Annotated in this window: 14 protein-coding genes and 1 pseudogene; 1 reads left to right on the top strand and 14 read right to left on the bottom strand. The window is 59.8% G+C overall.

What is annotated here, in order from left to right; genetic code table 11:
- Positions 1–140: 140 nt before the first annotated feature.
- Positions 141–584: a pseudoazurin gene (locus A7A09_RS19995; RefSeq protein ID WP_106693038.1), complete on the bottom strand. Its 444-nt coding sequence runs from the start codon at positions 582–584 to the stop codon at positions 141–143.
- Positions 585–600: 16 nt separating this feature from the next.
- Positions 601–873 (bottom strand): hypothetical protein, encoded by a 273-nt coding sequence (locus A7A09_RS21190; protein ID WP_148043734.1) that lies wholly within the window; start codon positions 871–873, stop codon positions 601–603.
- 226 nt (positions 874–1,099) lie between these two features.
- Between A7A09_RS21190 and A7A09_RS19990 the strand changes: the two genes are divergently transcribed.
- Positions 1,100–2,842 carry an AAA-type ATPase lid domain-containing protein gene (locus tag A7A09_RS19990; protein ID WP_106693037.1) on the top strand — a complete coding sequence of 581 codons (1,743 nt, stop codon included), beginning with the start codon at positions 1,100–1,102 and terminating at the stop codon, positions 2,840–2,842.
- Positions 2,843–2,908: 66 nt separating this feature from the next.
- Here the strand turns inward: A7A09_RS19990 and A7A09_RS19985 are convergent, their stop codons facing one another.
- From A7A09_RS19985 to kdpB, 12 genes and pseudogenes are all read right to left on the bottom strand, one after another.
- Complete coding sequence (locus A7A09_RS19985; protein ID WP_106693036.1) at positions 2,909–4,486, bottom strand: GMC family oxidoreductase; 1,578 nt, start codon at positions 4,484–4,486, stop codon at positions 2,909–2,911.
- An 11-nt stretch (positions 4,487–4,497) separates the two neighbouring features.
- Positions 4,498–5,157 (bottom strand): gluconate 2-dehydrogenase subunit 3 family protein, encoded by a 660-nt coding sequence (locus A7A09_RS19980; protein ID WP_123225500.1) that lies wholly within the window; start codon positions 5,155–5,157, stop codon positions 4,498–4,500.
- Positions 5,158–5,853 (bottom strand): lipoate--protein ligase family protein, encoded by a 696-nt coding sequence (locus tag A7A09_RS19975; protein ID WP_106693034.1) that lies wholly within the window; start codon positions 5,851–5,853, stop codon positions 5,158–5,160.
- A complete protein-coding gene (locus A7A09_RS19970) occupies positions 5,850–6,539 on the bottom strand; it encodes a 2-oxo acid dehydrogenase subunit E2 (RefSeq protein WP_106693033.1) in 690 nt (229 codons plus the stop codon). Before A7A09_RS19970 ends, A7A09_RS19975 begins: the two co-directional genes overlap by 4 nt.
- On the bottom strand, positions 6,536–6,769 hold the full coding sequence (locus tag A7A09_RS19965) for a biotin/lipoyl-containing protein (RefSeq protein ID WP_106693032.1): 234 nt from the start codon (positions 6,767–6,769) through the stop codon (positions 6,536–6,538). Before A7A09_RS19965 ends, A7A09_RS19970 begins: the two co-directional genes overlap by 4 nt.
- Before the next feature lie 69 nt (positions 6,770–6,838).
- On the bottom strand, positions 6,839–7,864 hold the full coding sequence (locus A7A09_RS19960; protein ID WP_106693031.1) for an alpha-ketoacid dehydrogenase subunit beta: 1,026 nt from the start codon (positions 7,862–7,864) through the stop codon (positions 6,839–6,841).
- Positions 7,865–7,887: 23 nt separating this feature from the next.
- Positions 7,888–8,874, bottom strand: a complete 987-nt coding sequence (locus A7A09_RS19955) for a thiamine pyrophosphate-dependent dehydrogenase E1 component subunit alpha (RefSeq protein WP_245999491.1) — start codon at positions 8,872–8,874, stop codon at positions 7,888–7,890.
- Positions 8,875–9,191: 317 nt separating this feature from the next.
- Complete coding sequence (locus A7A09_RS19950) at positions 9,192–10,328, bottom strand: IS630 family transposase (protein WP_106693030.1); 1,137 nt, start codon at positions 10,326–10,328, stop codon at positions 9,192–9,194.
- Between the two features lie 763 nt (positions 10,329–11,091).
- Positions 11,092–11,772, bottom strand: coding sequence for a response regulator (locus A7A09_RS19945; RefSeq protein WP_436277812.1), 681 nt, complete (start codon positions 11,770–11,772; stop codon positions 11,092–11,094).
- A complete protein-coding gene (locus tag A7A09_RS19940) occupies positions 11,769–14,456 on the bottom strand; it encodes an ATP-binding protein (protein WP_106693028.1) in 2,688 nt (895 codons plus the stop codon). The genes A7A09_RS19945 and A7A09_RS19940 overlap by 4 nt, the downstream gene beginning before the upstream one ends.
- A 3-nt stretch (positions 14,457–14,459) precedes the next feature.
- Positions 14,460–15,041, bottom strand: a complete 582-nt coding sequence (kdpC, locus tag A7A09_RS19935) for a potassium-transporting ATPase subunit KdpC (protein WP_106693041.1) — start codon at positions 15,039–15,041, stop codon at positions 14,460–14,462.
- Positions 15,042–15,053: 12 nt separating this feature from the next.
- Positions 15,054–17,077 (bottom strand): annotated as a pseudogene (kdpB, locus tag A7A09_RS19930) (potassium-transporting ATPase subunit KdpB).
- Between the last annotated feature and the right edge of the window lie 45 nt (positions 17,078–17,122).

Raw genomic sequence — 17,122 nt, 5'->3', positions numbered from 1 at the left:
CTTCTCTGGTATCGTTGTCGAAAACGAGAAAACACATTGCCGAATGACAACCTTCATATTCTATTGAACATAAACCAAAACTCATCAATACAGCCGACCACCTTCCAGCACGCCGTTCCTGTCAGGGATACAGCTATGCATTACTTGGTTGCGAGGGCTTGTTCGAACAGTTCCGCGAATACCGCCTTCGCCTTGCCGGGATGGTCAAACTGCTTGGCGGCATCGATATTTTCCGGAACCCCTACTTCAATCAGGGCAACCATGCCCATTCCGTAATGCGGTGCGCATTTAACGCCGTAGACCCCCTCCTGTGAGAGGGTGACAATGACATCCTCATTCATCTCGCCCTTGAAGGCCTCTGCCCCATCTGGAATCATCCCCTGGATAATCTCGGCATTGTGCCACTTGTCAGTGGCAACGAAGTGGATCGTATCTCCTGGTGCAGCTTTCACAAAATCCGGCTCAAAAACCATTGCGCCCTTCTCGCCCTTGTTCAGCATCTTGATTTCGAACTCTTCGGCGTTGACTGCCGCAACCCAAAGGCAGGTTAGACCGAAGGTAGCGACGGCAAGAACATTCTTCATGGCTCCGCTCCTTTCTTCACAACAGTTTCGAAACTGATTGACGAGTTAGCCGACATGGCTTTGCCCGCATCTCGGTAAAACAGATGAATTGGAAGAGCTCGATGGAGCTAATCCGCGGATGGGCCAAATGATGCAAAAAATACGCCGAAACATGCATGCTGTTGGGATCGTATTCGCTGTGCAAACCAGCAGGAATCTTCAGGTCTTTGCCATTTACCGTATTTGAATCGCAGAATAGTCCCTGAAAGCCAGCAACTTGCGCCATAGGATACGGTTCTCTTGGACGCATCGTTTCCTCCTCGTGTTTCGGAAAGATAGGCGAATCCGATTCAATGATACAAAGATAATCGCCGAGTGACGGGACCGCCGCGAAAGCTGTCTCATTTCCAGATAATGAGACATTGAACTGTCTCAAATTTCGGGATTTTGCAGCGATTCTGCCTGCCGCGATCGCGAAATCATTGCAGGCTTGCTGGAGTGCACAGTAATATATTCGAACAGGAGGGAGGACTCCCGTGGCCGACCCGACCGACAATGCGAGCAAAAAGCATCTGATCCGCTCCTCGCAGGATCGATGCTCCTATCAGCATGGCCTGTCCAAAACCACGACGCATCCTATACTGAGGCTTCAGGAAACGGAGTTGACCCGCAAGCGCGACAGCTTTCTCGAACGGATCGGCGGCATCGCACCGGAAATCAACAGGGCATATCTGATACCTGACCGATCAAGATATTGCCTGTTGATTTCGGACGCGGACGGCTTTGTCATCGAGGCTTATGTACCTGACGGATATGAGCGGGATTTTGAGAGGTCCGGGATCGGCCTCGGCGGTCTTTGGGACGAACGCATGGCCGGCACGAACGGAATCGACATGGCTCTTCGGTCAGGCTCTGTGGTTACGGTGACCGGGCCGGATCATTTCCATCGATGTTTTCGTGATTTTTCCTGCTCCTCCGTTCCGTTTCGTGACGCGCAGAACAATATTATCGGAACAGCCACACTTGTTGGCTCTGCCAGCCGCAGGCAAGAGGAAATTACCTGGTGCGAGCAAATGCTAAGGCTGGCATCGAGTCGATTTCAGGTTCGGCTCTTTCGCAATTTTCATGCCGATAAGATGACTGCCCGACTGATGTCCCGCCAGGCTGACGGTGTTCGGCTTTTCGAAACGATCGTGGCCTGTGACGAGCGTGGCCATATCGAAGCGAATCTGCCTCTTTGGCCGGACGTTCCGGTTCCCGCCGAACACCAGAACCTTCTGGAAAAGCATCTTGCGGATCTCAAGGACCTGACCATCAGCGTACGCGGCCCGGTTCAGGATGTGCCGCGACGGCGAATAAGACAATTGATACCTCCGATGTCCAACTCGTTACCGCGAGCACGGCCGAGCGAAGCGCTCGCCAGTCTCGCCCGTCAGGGTGGTGGTCTGGATCTGCTCATCGAACGCGCACGCAAGGTGCTGAACCATCGTATTCCACTATTGGTCTGTGGCGAAGCCGGAGTTGGAAAGGTGCAGTTTGTACAGGCGCTGCTTGGTGATCTGGGCCTCATCTCGCCACTGGCACTTGCGTTTGACTGCGCTCAGGAGGCGGGGGAAGATCGTTTCAGGATAATCCTCGACCAGGCCCGCTTCCATTTGGAATATCCGGTCGAAAGATGTGCGGCTTCCATGCTGCTGCACAATGTTGACAAGCTGTCGGTGAGTGATCAGGGCGAACTCGAAGTCTTCATGCAGGATGTCGAGCACTCCTGCACCCGGCAGGAACAGCCCTTGTCACGGCTGGTATTGATCTTCACCGCAGATCGGGAATGGGCGAGCCTTCGCGACAGCGGAATACTCGGTGACAAGCTGTTGTACCTGATTGGCCAAACCGTCATCGATCTTCCTCCCATACGAACCCGGGATCTGTCGAAAGTTCTGGACATCCTTCTGAAGGAAGAACTGCCCGACGGCTCAAGCATTTCACCCCGGGCAGAGAGCAAATTGCTTGAGCATAACTGGCCAGGAAATTTCCGGGAAATGCGCTCGGTCATCCGCGAGGTACTGATCTGCAGCAATGGGCACCGCATCAATCTTACGGACTTGCCGCAACGACTTTTTGAAACCGAAACCAAGGGCACTCACTGCACGGTGAACAGCCTGCGCGATGCACTTGACAGCACCGACTGGAATGTCACGAAGGCGGCAAAACTGCTTGGTAAAAGCAGAGCGACCATCAATCGCTGGATCGCGGCAGAAGGCCTCAGGCGACCCGAATGAAAAAGCAGCCGGATGACGAAACCGGCTGCAGTTGGGAGGAGCGCCTATCTGGAGAAACGCGTCAGGTTATATGTTGCCCGCTCCCATTTCCTGGGCGAGATATTCTGCCTGACGGATCGCCAAAGCCACGATCGTCAGGGTCGGGTTGCACGCCCCCGAAGATGTAAACTGGCTACCATCGGACACGAACAGGTTGGCGATGTCGTGGGACTGGCCATGCGCGTTCACCACCCCCTTTGAGGGATCGGCGTGCATCCGGTTGGTGCCCATATTGTGGCTGGCAGGATAGGCAGGGAGTTCGTAGACATCCGTTGCACCCACGGCCTCGTATATCTGGGCGGTGGTCTCATAGGCATGCGAGGTCATCTCGTAATCGTTGTTATGTGGTGTCTTGGCCACCACTGGCACGGGCAGGCCGTATTGGTCGACCTCGCTTTCGTGCAGCGTGACGCCGTTCTGTTCCTGCGCCATGTCTTCGCCGCAAATCCAGACACCCGACATCTGATCGTACTGTTCCAGTGCCCGCGCCACACTGCGCCCCCAACCGGTATTACCGGGTTCAAGGAAGGCCGCCATGAACGGCAAACCCAGCGACAGGAATTCCAGGTAGTAGCCTCCGTTGAATCCGCGGGAGGGAACGTCCTTCACTTCGTCGCCGACAATCCCCGCGACGGAAGTACCACGGAACATATGCACCTTCTCGGGCAGCACCGCGTAACAACCCGCCGTCGTGTGCGTCATGTAGTTCTTACCCACCTGTCCTGAGGAATTGGCGAGACCGTCGGGGAACATGCTGGAGGCAGAATTCAGCAACAGGCGCGGGCTTTCGATCGTGTTGCCTGCAACGCAGACAACGCGTGCCTTTTGCAGATGTTGATTGCCGTCGGCATCTGCATAAACCACGCCGGTCACCTTGCCGCTCTCGTCATGCTCGATTTTCAGGGCCATGGCTTCGGTGCGGATTTCACAGTTGCCAGTCTCCTCGGCGCGGGGCAGTTCGGTATACATGGTCGACCATTTGGCCCCGATTGCACAGCCCTGCATGCAGAAACCGATCTGCTGACAGGACGGGCGGTCATCGCGCTCGACAGAGTTGATCGCCATCGGTCCGGAATTGTAATCGGTGCGACCAGTTCGCCGGCATCCTTCGGCCAATACACGAAACCCGTTGTTCCAGGGCAGATGTGGCATGCCGGTCGTCTTTCCCGTCACCCCCATCTTGAGTTCGGCCTTTTCATACCAGGGCACCATTTCCTCGAGGCTGACCGGCCAGTCCTCGACATTGGCACCTGCTATTTCACCATAAGTAGTGCGGGTCTTGAATTCATAGTCTTTCAACCGCAGCGAGACGCCCGCCCAATGCACGGTGGAGCCGCCGAAGCCCTTGACGATCCAGGCGGGCAGGTTCGGATGGTTCACCGCGCCATGCCAGCCGCCCGCCGAGTAGCGTTTGTCCAACCAGGAAATCTTGTTGAACATCGCCCATTCGTCGTTCTCTATATCGCCGAAATCGAAGCGTTTGCCCGCTTCCAGCACGACCGATTTGATGCCTTTCTGCGCCAGTTCATTGGCAAGCGTGCCGCCGCCGGCACCAGAGCCGATGATGACAACAACGGTGTCGTCGTTCAGGTCAAACTGTGTCATATCGCCCTCCTTCAGTTCTGGACTTCGGCCAGACGTTCTTCGAGGGTCGGACCCTGCGGAACGAATGTGATGTCGGAAAAGCCGCGGTCGATATAGCCGCCATGCTCGACGGAGGAGCCTTCATAGCCGAAAAGCGGCCAAAGTTCCTTGTTATCGTAGATGCCGAAATAGGCCTTCCAGCGAATGCCCTGGAAGAAACCCTCGTTTTCCACCGTTCTCAGCAGGCCTTCGCGGGCATCGGGATCTTCGATATCCGCGTAGGCGGAACCGTAGATTTCCTGCGCCATCGCGTTGAGTTGAGTAAGACCTTCGCGAACGGCTTTCGCAGCGGACTCGTCATTGTCCATACCCGCCAGGACAGTCGCGACAACATCCTCATAGGCGGATAAAGGCAACAGATCGGGATGGGGATAGATATCCTGCACCATTCTCAAAAGCTGTGCGGATTGCTGATCGTCCAACGCCGCTGCAAGACCCGGCCGGACGCCTGCGGTCATCGTTCCCACAGTGACTCCGGCCATTGCCGTGGTCATCAGGAACATCCGGCGGCTTACCCCCGCATAGTCCTTTTCAGGCTTCTTGAGCCGATGAAATACAATTCTTCCCTGCAACATTTCATTCCTCCCTTGCGTGGTTTTTCTTGGCTGGGTAAAAGTCTCGTTTCCCGACATTCAGGCCGCGCGTTCCGCCGTACCCCTCCATGGCTTCAGACGCTCTTCGGCCGCACGAACCAGGGCACCTGCGAACATCGGGCGGGCCGCCGCCGAAGGCAGCAATTCTCCGAGATGAATATGCGCAGCGGGATTGGGCTCGATCGGCTGGCCTGCGGCCTCGTGAAGGCCAGTCAGAACAGGCCAAAGGCTCTCGGGCAATTCATTCGTGAAAATGGCTGCATGGATCAACGCAACCGGCCCGAACAGTGCAGCGCGCCGTCGCTGTGCGGTCCCCGCCAGCTTTCTCCCGCCGACAGTCACGTTCCACATACCGTCACAGAGCGCGCCGGGGACCGCACCGGTTTCGGAGGCGATGTCGAACCGTCTCAATGCCTCGTGAATCGCGCCGCAGATGAGTTCATATCCGGCCTCGAGCGTTAATCCTGAACTGGCAGGAGCGATAATTGCCAGGTTTACGGTTTCCGCCCCCTGTGGCACCGCGCCGCCCCCGCTCGCACGCGTGAGGACCGGCCATCCGCTGTTTGCGCAGGCAAATACGGCATCGGCTATGGCCTTCCGTCGCGTCCAGGCGCGCGGCACGACAATCGCGGAATGATGTGCTGTCCAGGTAAACACGGTGGACACTCCCTCGCTGAGCGCCTCCTCTTCCACCGCGAGCCCTTCGGCGACATGCTCGAAATGCCAGGGTTTCATGGCCTGAACTCTTCGATCTCGGTGCATAGGTCACCAAGAAACTCTGCCGCCGGCGCACCATCCACCGCGCGATGATCGAATGTCAGCGAAAGACCCGCAAATGGTCGCCAGACCAGATCATCTCCGTCGCGCACAGCCGTCTCGACAATCCGTCCGATCCCGAGGATCGCAATCTGCGGCGCATTGAGAATCGGCGTGAACTGCTCCACCCGGCTTGTCCCGAGATTCGAGACGGTAAAGGTTCCACCCGTCATCTCGGCAACTGACAGCTTGTTGCTCTTGGCGCGCGTAGCCAGGTCTTGCCGGGCCGCCCGCAACTCGGCGATGGACTTGTCGCCGGCCCCGAAGATCGCGGGCGCGGCCAACAGATTCCCGGGCAAGGCTATCGCCACGCAAAGATCAACCTGCGGCGACAGATGCACTTCACGCTCTCTGACGATGCCATTCAGGTCGGGATGCCGTTTCAGCACCCTGATCAATGCGGCCATCAGAAGATCTTCGACCGATGCACGAATGCCCTCTTCCGCCAGCGTCCCTTTGGCACGCATGACAGCGCTCATGTCAGCACGTGCGTGATGTGTAAGCTGCGCAGCCACGCTCAACGAAGCGACCATCTTGTCGGCGATCATGCCGCGGGCGCCGCGCAGATGAACAACGCGTGCAGCCGTGTCAGCGCCCACGTTCATGATATCTGACCGATGACTTCACCCTTGGACGCAACCCCATCCTGCTCCTTCACGATGGCAAGGGTGCCTGAAGCAGGAGCATTGATCTCGTATTGCACCTTGGCGGTCATGATCTCGGCGATGAGCGCGCCTTCCTTCACCGTCGCGCCGTCGCTTGCAAGCCACGCGGTGATGACGGCCTCTTCGTCGCCATCCCACAGGTCGTCGGGAATGCGGATTTCGGTTGCCATGGATATACCTTTCTCTTGGCCACCCTGAAGCAAGGCGGCTGTTGGTCGTTGTCAGATTATGAAACGATGTCAGGCTGTTACGGCACTTCGGCAGATCTCGCGCGCCGCGGCCACCACCTTCTCGGCGTTGGGCAGGCAATACTGCTCCATCACCCTGGCGAAGGGGATCGGCACATCCGGATAGGCGATCCGCCGTGGCGGGGCCTTGAGCGTCAGATCATCCGCCTCGCAGACGGTGGCAATGATCTCGCCCGACACGCCATAGCTGTGGTAATCCTCGTCCACCACGATCAGCCGGCCGGTCTTGCGCACCGATGCCCGCACCGTCTCTCGATCAAGCGGCACGAGCGAGCGCAGGTCCACCACCTCGGCGCTGATTCCGTCCGCTTCCAACGCCTTGGCCGCCTTAAGCGCATGATGCACACCCATTGCGATCGAGACGATGGTGACATCGCTGCCTTCCCGCACGATGGCAGCCTTGCCGATCTCCACCTCATAGGCCTCTTCGGGCACATGGACATTCGCTCCCGCCTCGGTTCCGAGCCAGCCCATCCCCTGCAACCCCTTGTGGAACATGTAGATGACCGGGTTGTTGTCGCGAATCGCGGCGGTCATCAGACCCTTGGCGTCATAGGCGTTCGAGGGGCTGACCACTTTCATCCCCGGCAGATGCGCAAAGCTGCCGTAAAGGCATTGGGAGTGCTGCCCGGCATCCGAATAGCCGCCTCCGGTCGAGGTCATGAGAACCATCGGCACCTTGAAATTACCGCCCGAGAAATAGGTGTTCTTGGCCATCAGATTGTAGATCGCATCGAAGCAGACGCCGAAGAAGTCGACGAACATCAGCTCGACCACCGGGCGCATCCCGTCCTGCGCCGCCCCGACCGCCGCACCAATGAAGCCGGTCTCGGAAATCGGCGTGTCGCGAATGCGCTCCTTGCCGAACTCATCTGCAAGCCCACGGGTATTGCCGAAAACACCGCCCAGATCAGCAATATCCTCGCCCATGACGAACACCGTCGGGTCGATGCGCATTTCCTGTGCGATGGATTCGGCCATGGCGCGGGCAATCGTAAGTTTGCGTTCGTTTTCCATCTGTCATTTCCTCCCTGATCCGGTCACGCGAAAACGGCCGTCAGCGCGTCTTCGGGTTTGGCGTCCGCGCTTTCCCGGGCAAAGCGGATCGCTGTCTCGACCGCCTCAGCGGCCTCGGCTTCAAGCGCATCAAGTTCGGGTGCGGTAAAAGCCCCCTCTCCTTCCAGCCGCTTGCGCATCGCCGGGATCGGATCCTTGGCAAAGAGCCCGTCCTTCTCGCCCTCCGGCCGGTAGCCCTCTGCGTCGCCCATGAAGTGACCCGCCAAACGGTAGGTTTCCACCTCGATCAGGGTCGGCCCCTCTCCGGCGCGGGCGCGGGCGATGGCTTCTCCGGCGACTTCATAGATCTTCCAGGGGTCGTTGCCTTCGATATAATGACCGGGGATGCCATAGGCCGCGGCGCGCACATCGTTTCGCTTGACCGCCGTCGCTGTTTCCTTGGCGACCGAGATGCCCCAGGCGTTATCCTCGATCACGCAGATCATCGGCAGCTTCCACACTGCTGCGAGATTCATCGTCTCGTGGAATGCACCCTGATTGGCGGCACCTTCACCGATGAAGGCCACGGCCACACCGGGTTTCCCCTGCAATTTTCGAGACAAGGCCGCACCAGCAGCCGGCCCCATCCCCTGAGCGATGATACCGGAGCAGGCAAAATTCACGTCTGCGTCGAAAATATGCATATGTCCGCCGCGCCCACCGGAAAGACCGCTGGCTTTGCCGAAAATTTCGGCAGCCATCTTGTTGAGATCGACGCCCTTGGCGATCGCCTGATGGTGGGGGCGATGGGTGGCGGTAATCACGTCGTCCGGATTAAGGTGCGCGCACACACCGACAGCCACAGGTTCCTGACCGTTTGAAAGGTGCATTTCTCCCGGGATCGGCCCGTTTGCCATATTGAAGACGGGTGATTTCCCTTCCAGATAGATTTTCTCGATAATTTCCTCGAAACGACGGCTCGTAACCATCGTCTGATACATCCAGCCCAGTGTTTCCTTTGACGGTTGCATCCTTTCCTCCTCCGATTTTCAAAAGAATAGGCAGAACCAAAATGCGGAAACAAAAGTAATTTCTCGGGCGCGGAGGGAGGTGGAAAAACTGTCTCATTTTGGGAAGAATGAGACATCAGGTTGTCTCAAGATCCGAGAAATGTCGTTTACCCCCTCCATCAGAGACACGCCATCAGTGTTGTCACTGCACACTGAGCCCGGATGTCTAGGCGCAATCTCGCGTGGCAGTTTCGAAAGCCGGATCCGTGAACTGGCAAGATGGCAATTCTGTGCTGGCATGCGTGACTAAGCCAACGCTGCCCCCTAGTCACCTGAATCTAAAGTTCGCCACATAAAGTTTGCTGCGTTCGCTGACAGAAGCGTTTGACGGAAGCGAGGATCTCGTCAGCCGATTTGACCCAGCGGTAGGGTTTCGGTTCTTCATTGTGCGTTTCGATGAAGGCGACGATGTCCGCCTCGAGTTCGGTGACGCTGCGGTGGACGCCACGCTGAAGCTGCTTCCGCGTGAGTTCGGCGAACCAGCGTTCGACCTGGTTGATCCAGGATGCTGACGTCGGCGTAAAGTGGACGTGCCAGTGGGGGCGTCGGGCCAGCCAGGCCTTGATCCTCGGTGTCTTGTGGGTGGCGTTCGGCGGGAAAACAGCGCCCCACGCTGTTTTCTGATCCGCCTCACTGTCCATGACGATGTGCACGTCCGGCCCCTCGGGCATCTCCCGGTCGATCCGCTTCAGGAAGTCGAGAAACTCGGTCGCGCGATGCCGCTTGTAACATTTCCCGATCACCGCACCGGTCGCGACATCGAGCGCAGCAAAGAGCGATGTGGTGCCGTTGCGCACATAGGTATGGGTTCTTCGCTCGGCTACGCCAGGAGCCATTGGAAGCACCGGCTGTTCCCTATCCAGCGCCTGGATCTGGGATTTTTCGTCAACACACGAAACGATGGCGCGATTCGGCGGCGACATGTAGAGCCCGACGATGTCCTGCATCTTGTCCACGAACAGGGGATCGGTCGAGAGCTTGAAGGTCTCGGAGCGGTGCGGCCGAAGTCCGAAAGCGGTCCAGATCCTCCGTACCGTTGTATGCGAAAGTTCCGTCTCCGATGCCATCGAGCGGATCGACCAATGGGGGGCATCCCGCGGCGCGGTCTCGAGGGTACGCCGGACGACTTCCGCAACCTGCGCATCAGATACCGTCCGCGGACGGCCGGAGCGGTATTCATCCGTCAGTCCCGCGACCCTGTGTTCGGAAAACCGGCGCCGCCATTTTCCGACCGTGTGCTCGTTATGCCCCAGCCGGCGAGCAACCTCCTTGCTGGGTAGACCTTCCGCGCAAAGAAGGATCATCCGACATCGGTCAGAGAGGGAGCGGGCAACCTCCTGCCGTCGGACCTGACTCTCCAGAAATGCCCGCTCTTCATCGCTCAACATAATCGCTGCAGCAGGTCGACCACGCATACATCCTCTCCCAAAGCAACTCCATTCAACGGTACTTACTTCAGTTCCAGGTGACTAGGAGCGCAATCGGGCTGTCCGGCAAATGTGCTCCGCTGTGCGCTTCCACCTTGCTACGGTCCTGCGCGGGAAAGGAGGTGGCAGACTTCAAAGGCATAGTCCGGATGCGGCTATCAAGTCCCATTTCAGCCCCCCCTCTCATGTCCGATGCAGAACCAACACAGAGAATGTTATTGTGCAAATCCGTTTATGTCACATTATCAAGGCTCACTAACTTTCGAGCCGAAAGATGTTTCAGATACAGCGGATCTTCACCGTTGAGTATATCATCACCTGCGATCATGTAGGCACGAAGAAGGGAATCCGTTGCTTCGTCTTTGCGACAACGCCCACAAGCTCTCTCCACGAAATTCGTTTTATTGCAGCAGCTTATTGGCCGGACAACTGTGTTCTGCCGATTCTATAATCCGCAGATAATAAGATAGCGGCAAATACTCAGGCTTCGAACCCTCCGCAGTCATCCCCCTGCGGACGCTATTTCGCAGCCGACCGGCCCCGGAGCCCTACTGCGGGACCTTGCTGCAATCGCTCTGTCCACGCCGCACCCGTGAGGATGTCGTGCAGGTACGGGCGGAAAGCTGACTTGCGGCGATGCGGCATTTCGTCAGAACGGACATTGCTGCGGCAATCTCTATCACATGATAATGTAAAGTTCATTCATTGGAGAATGTCACCAGCCAGGTGAGGACCGCTACTCTCCATGCTTCTATTTGTCCGCCAGCCTGTATCCGATGCCGGGTTCGGTAAAAATCCATCGCGGATTCGCCGCGTCATCGCCCAGTTTGCTGCGCAAATGCCGGATATAGACCCGCAGATACTGGCTGTCCTCCACATGTGCGGGTCCCCAGATCGCCCTGAGGATCATGTCATGCGTCACCAGGCGGCCGGCATGCGAGGCAAGCAGCCATAGCAGGTCGAACTCTTTCCGGGTCAGGTTCAGGTTTTCCCCTTTCAGCACGGCACGGTGATCCGTGACGTCGACCTCCAATGGACCGAGCGTCAGCGATGCCGGCGTCGCCTCTCGCGCATGATCGCGCAACAGGCCACGCAGCCGGGCAAGCAGTTCTCCGGTCGAGAACGGCTTTGTCACATAATCCTGCGCGCCTGCATCGAGCGCCGCGATCTTGCCAGTGTCATCGCTTCGCACCGACAGGACCAGAATAGGCAGATGAGACCATTCGCGCAGCTTCTCGATGACCGTGACGCCATCCGCATCGGGCAAGCCGAGATCGAGGATCATCGCGGCCGGTGTTTGCCTTGCTGCGCTGCTGACGGCTTCTAGCGCCGTCGCAGCCTCGGAGACGGCATAGCCCTCAGCCTCGAGTGCGACTCTCAGAAAGCGCCGGATCGGAGTCTCGTCATCGACAATCAGGATATGTGCGGTCACGGGAATGTCTCCGGATTCGACAGGGGCAGTTCTATCACGATACGCGTTCCTTGTTCGCCGTCATGGGCGGATTCCGCACGGATACTCCCTCGATGGGCTTCAACAATTCCGCGGCAGATCGCAAGACCAAGACCGGTCCCGGCTTGCCCCCTGTCTCCCTGCTCGGCGCGCCAGAACATATCGAAGACCCGCTCAGCCGCGCCGGGCGGCAGACCGGGCCCGTCATCCTCGATGGAAAGGTGCGCATGGGCGCCTCGCACCTCCGCCGATATCCGGATAGGGGTGGCCGGCCCGGAATATTTCACAGCATTATCGAGGATATTGACCAGGACCTGCTCGATAAGGATCGGGTCGGCGTGGACCGGGGCCATTTCCTCGGGGATGGTCACGCTGACCGGATGACCGCGCAGCGGCCCGCGCAACCGATGACGCGCCATGCCGACAAGCTCGCGCAGATCAGAAGGAACTGCGTTCGGCTTCAACGCGCCATGGCCCAACCGCGTCATGTCCAGCAGGTTCTGGATATAGCGGTCAAGCCGTTCTCCCTCCTCTCGAACGGTTTCGACCAGGATTCGCTGTGCATCGACAGACAATCCGGGATTTTCCAGCCCTTCCGCCGCGCCAAGAATCGAAACCAGTGGCGTGCGCAGATCATGACTGACCGAGGACAGCAGTGACGAGCGCAACCGTTCCGCTTCCGAAACCACCCGCGTCTGTGCGAGATCCTCGGTCAGCCGGATACGCTCAAGCGCCAATGCGACCTGATCGGCAAGTGCCTCCAGCAGCCGCCGGTCGCTATGGGCGGTCTCTTGTCCATCCGGGAAGAAAATTCCAAGAACACCGATGCGCCGATCCGAGGCACTAAGCGGCAGGAACAGCCACCGGGAGGTCGGCAGCGTGCCCGATCCGCGTCCTGCCGCCTCGCCATGGGTGAAACAGTAGCGTGCGGCAGAGATCTCGCGATCCGCCAACCTGTCCTCGGGCGGGAATGCCCCGACGATGGTAAGCCCTACGGTTTTCTTCGGAACGAGCAGGATCGACTGGCAATTGAGGACAGTTGCCACATGGCTGACGGCAGCCCAGACAACATCATCGAACGAAGCCGCCGCCGCCGCCCGGCGCGAGAACTCGTAAAGTTTGCCGGTTCGTTCAGCAATCGCACGTTGAGCCATGGCCCGATCTCGCAGCCGTGCGGCAAGATTGCCCGTCAGGATCGAAGCGGCGAGAAACAGGACCAGTGTCAGAAGCTGGCTCTGATCCCAGATACGGAAGGTATATACCGGAGTGGTGAACAGGAAGTTGTAGGCCAGGAAACTCAGCCCCGCCGTGGTGATGGACGGGCCCCTTCCGAAGCGTGTGGCCATGGCGACGACCGTCGTCATGTAAAGGAGCGACAGGCTGACCACGGGAATGAAAAGCTCGGCCGCCTTGGCCAGCAACGTCGTCCCGGCCACGGCGAGCAGCACGATTCCCAGCATGCGCAACATGTCCGGCATCGGAGGCGGTTTCGGGCGCAGTCGCTGCCGGGCCGGGCGTTCGTCATCGGTGACCAGGGTCAGCTCGAACTTGGTCGCCCATCTCACCAGGCCCGAGACCAGCAATTCATGCTGCGTCGGCGCTAAATGGCACAACAACGAATTGCGCTTTGGCGGGCGAGGCACGACAATCCGGCGGATATTCAGCCGCTCGGCAAAGCCAACGACTTCCTCGGCCGGGTTCCTCTCGGCCTGCTGGATCGTGACTTCGGCCCCAAGCCTCTCGGCCAGCCGGAGCGCATCAGCTCGGCCTTGCTGCATCGTCGTGGTCCTGATCTCGTCGCGCAGGCTGGTCAGCGCCATCGCGAACCATTCGACTCGCGCGCGATCCGCCGAACGCTTGCCGATCCGCACCGCATCGCGCCCCACAACCCCTTCCGGCAACACGACCAGGATGCGTTCCTGCGTGGGCCATGGCCCGGTGATGGCATTGGCGGCCATATGCTGCTTCAGTTCCGCGTCCACCCGGTCGGCGGCCGTGCGCATCGCCAGTTCGCGCAGAGCGGTCAGGTTTCCCTTGGCGAAGAAATTCGCCACAGCCCGCGCCGCCTGATCCTGGACATAGACTTTTCCCACCCGCAGCCGTTCCAGCAATTCATCAGGCGGAAGATCGATCAGTTCGATCTCGTCGGCCATCTCCAGAACGCGGTCAGGGACCGTTTCGCGCACCCTAACCCCGGTGATGCGGGCAACAGTGTCGTTCAGCGTCTCGACATGCTGCACGTTCAAGGTGGTATAGACGTCGATTCCGGCGGAGAGAACTTCTTCGACATCCTGCCAGCGTTTTTCGTGGCGGTTGCCCGACAAGTTGGAATGAGCCAATTCGTCGATCAGCGCCAGATCCGGCTTGGCTGCGATCAGTCCCTCCAGATCCATTTCGTGGAGGATACGGCCCCGGTGATAGAAGGGCTGACGGGGCAGGACGCGAAGTTCGCGCAGCATGGACTCGGTCTCGGCCCGGCCGTGGGTTTCCACCACGCCCGCCAGCACATCCTCGCCACCGGTCGCGCACCTCCGCGCGGCCTCCAGCATCGCATAGGTCTTGCCGACGCCCGGCGCCGCGCCCAGGAAGATTTTCAGCTTTCCCCGCCCCTCGCGGCTGGCTTCCTTCAGCAATGCGTCGGGTTCGGGGCGGGGCGCGTCGGACATTCGTCACTCCATCGGGGCGGATCGCGCGGGAAATTCCGCATCGAGTGCAAGATTGGTCATCAGGACATTGACACGCGGCTGGCCATAAATCCCAAGCAACGGGTTTTGTGTATGCGCGTCGATGATCGCAAGCACCTGCGCGGGATCGACGCCGCGTGCACCGGCAATGCGCCGGGCCTGTCCACGCGCGTTCTGCGGCGAGATGTCGGGATCGAGGCCCGAAGCGGATGCCGTGACCGCATCGATCGGGGCGCTGCCGCCATTCTCGCTTTCCCAGGCATCGCGACGCGCCTTGACGCTTTCGCGAAGCTCGGAAGACGTCGGCCCCAGATTCGAGGCGCCCGAGGCCGCCGCGTTGTAATCCACCGCCGAAGGACGCGGATGCAGGTAGGCGGGCTGCGTGAAACCCTGCCCGATCAGGGCGGAGCCCACCGGCTCGCCATCACCCCGAACAATCAGGCTTCCGGTTGCGGATCGCGGCGCGATGACCGAGGCGATTCCCGTCATGGCGAGCGGATAGGCCAGCCCGGTCAGCAACAGCATGGCAGCAAGCATCGCGCATGCGGGGCGAAGAAGGGTAAGCATGGTCATGGCTCCTTATACGAGGCCAAGGGCGGTCACGGCCATATCGATGGCCTTGATGCCGACAAAAGGCACGATCAGCCCGCCAAGGCCATAGATTGTCAGGTTGCGGCGCAGCAGCGCTGCCGCGCTTGCCGGGGCATATCTCACCCCGCGCAGGGCCAACGGGATCAGCGCAAAGATGACCAGCGCGTTGAAGATCACCGCCGACAGCAGGGCGCTTTGCGGAGAGGACAGGCCCATGACGTTCAGGACGCCAAGCCCCGGAAAACCCGCGACGAAGATCGCGGGCAGGATGGCGAAATATTTCGCGACGTCGTTGGCGATGGAAAAGGTGGTCAGCGCCCCGCGCGAGATCAGCAATTGCTTGCCCACCATGACCACCTCGATCAGCTTGGTCGGATCGCTGTCGAGATCGATCAGGTTCGCGGCCTCCTTGGCGGCGGGCGTGCCCAGGTTCATCGCAACCCCGACATCTGCCTGCGCCAGCGCAGGCGCGTCGTTCGAGCCGTCTCCGCACATGGCGACAAGCCGCCCGCCTTCCTGCTCCTTGCGGATATAATCCAGCTTCATCTCGGGCGTGGCCTCGGCCAGGAAATCGTCCACCCCGGCCTCGGCGGCGATGGCCGCGGCCGTCAGGGGATTGTCTCCGGTAATCATCACGGTGCGAATGCCCATCGCCCTGAGTTCGGCGAAACGCTCGCGCATGCCAGGTTTGATCACGTCCTTCAGATGGATCGCACCCAGGATGCGGTCGTTTTCCGCCACCAGAAGCGGCGTGCCGCCGGACCGGGCGATCTCGTCGACCTTGGCTCGCAGCGCCCGGTCCGCCGGGGCTCCGACGAAAGCCTCGACCGCATCGGTCGCACCCTTGCGCAGGCGGGTGCCGGAAAAATCCACCCCGGACAGCCGTGTCTGGGCCGAGAAGGCGACGGGTTCCGCACCGGGCTCGGGCTGCCGTTCCATCGGACCGATCAGCTTTTCGGCCAGTTCGACGATGGATTTCCCCTCGGGCGTCTCGTCGGCAAGCGAGGCAAGGAATGCCGCCTGCGCAAGCTGCCTTTCGCTGATGCCCCGGGCGGGCAGGAAGGCATCGGCCATCCGGTTGCCGAAGGTGATGGTTCCGGTCTTGTCGAGCAGCAGCGTGTCGACATCGCCTGCCGCCTCGACGCGCGGCCCGATTTGGCGATCACATTGGCGCGGACGAGGCGATCCATCCCGGCGATCCCGATGGCAGAGAGCAGGCCGCCGATCGTCGTCGGGATCAGCGTGACGAAAAGCGCGGCCAGCGTGACCACGGGGATCACGATCCCGGAATAGCGGGCAAAGGGTTCGAGCGTGACCACGACCAGCAAAAAGATCAGGGTCAGGCCCGCCAGCAGGATGTTGAGGGCGATCTCGTTCGGTGTCTTTTGTCGCTCCGCGCCCTCGACCATCGAGATCATGCGGTCGAGGAAACTCTTGCCCGGCTCGGCCACGATCCTGATGATCAGGCTGTCGGACACGATCCGCGTGCCGCCGGTGACGCTTGATCTGTCGCCGCCGCTCTCGCGGATCACCGGGGCGCTTTCCCCGGTGATCGCGCTTTCATCGACCGAGGCGACGCCGCGAATGACCTCTGCATCCGTCGGGATAAGATCACCGGCCTCGACCAGGACGAGTTGCCCCTTGCGTAGCGACGAAGAGGCGATTTCCTTCGGCGAGCTGTCATCCTCGCTTGCAAGCAGCTTGACCATGGTCTCTGCCTTGGTGGCGCGCAGGCTGTCTGCCCGTGCCTTGCCGCGCCCCTCGGCCAATGCCTCGGCAAAATTCGCGAACAGCACGCAGACCCAGAGCCAGAAGGCGATTTGCAGGCTGACAGCGGCATCATCCGCACCAAGGGCGGCATCGCGCAGGGCCAGAAGGGTGGTCATCGCGGCCACGATAGCGGTCACGAAGATCACGGCATTCCCCATCAACTGCCTGGGGTCGAGCTTGGTAAAGGCGGCTTTCAGTGCCGCCATGTAAAGCCCCTTTGGGGCAAGATCGCTGCGGGACATCTGTCTTGTCCTTGAATTGGGAAATCGCGCCGCGGCCACGGATGC

The sequence above is a fragment of the Paracoccus methylarcula genome (genome assembly GCF_003007735.2).
Taxonomy (GTDB): domain Bacteria; phylum Pseudomonadota; class Alphaproteobacteria; order Rhodobacterales; family Rhodobacteraceae; genus Paracoccus; species Paracoccus methylarcula.
This window is presented reverse-complemented; position numbering and strand designations above follow the sequence as displayed.

Coding starts and splice junctions, on each gene's coding strand:
- kdpC (WP_106693041.1), bottom strand. CDS start 15,041: ATGCTTACCCTTCTTCGCCCCGCATGCGCGATGCTTGCTGCCATGCTG.
- A7A09_RS19940 (WP_106693028.1), bottom strand. CDS start 14,456: ATGTCCGACGCGCCCCGCCCCGAACCCGACGCATTGCTGAAGGAAGCC.
- A7A09_RS19975 (WP_106693034.1), bottom strand. CDS start 5,853: ATGAAACCCTGGCATTTCGAGCATGTCGCCGAAGGGCTCGCGGTGGAA.
- A7A09_RS19950 (WP_106693030.1), bottom strand. CDS start 10,328: ATGCGTGGTCGACCTGCTGCAGCGATTATGTTGAGCGATGAAGAGCGG.
- A7A09_RS19955 (WP_245999491.1), bottom strand. CDS start 8,874: ATGCAACCGTCAAAGGAAACACTGGGCTGGATGTATCAGACGATGGTT.
- A7A09_RS21190 (WP_148043734.1), bottom strand. CDS start 873: ATGCGTCCAAGAGAACCGTATCCTATGGCGCAAGTTGCTGGCTTTCAG.
- A7A09_RS19980 (WP_123225500.1), bottom strand. CDS start 5,157: ATGTCGGGAAACGAGACTTTTACCCAGCCAAGAAAAACCACGCAAGGG.
- A7A09_RS19985 (WP_106693036.1), bottom strand. CDS start 4,486: ATGACACAGTTTGACCTGAACGACGACACCGTTGTTGTCATCATCGGC.
- A7A09_RS19970 (WP_106693033.1), bottom strand. CDS start 6,539: ATGAACGTGGGCGCTGACACGGCTGCACGCGTTGTTCATCTGCGCGGC.
- A7A09_RS19965 (WP_106693032.1), bottom strand. CDS start 6,769: ATGGCAACCGAAATCCGCATTCCCGACGACCTGTGGGATGGCGACGAA.
- A7A09_RS19960 (WP_106693031.1), bottom strand. CDS start 7,864: ATGGAAAACGAACGCAAACTTACGATTGCCCGCGCCATGGCCGAATCC.
- A7A09_RS19995 (WP_106693038.1), bottom strand. CDS start 584: ATGAAGAATGTTCTTGCCGTCGCTACCTTCGGTCTAACCTGCCTTTGG.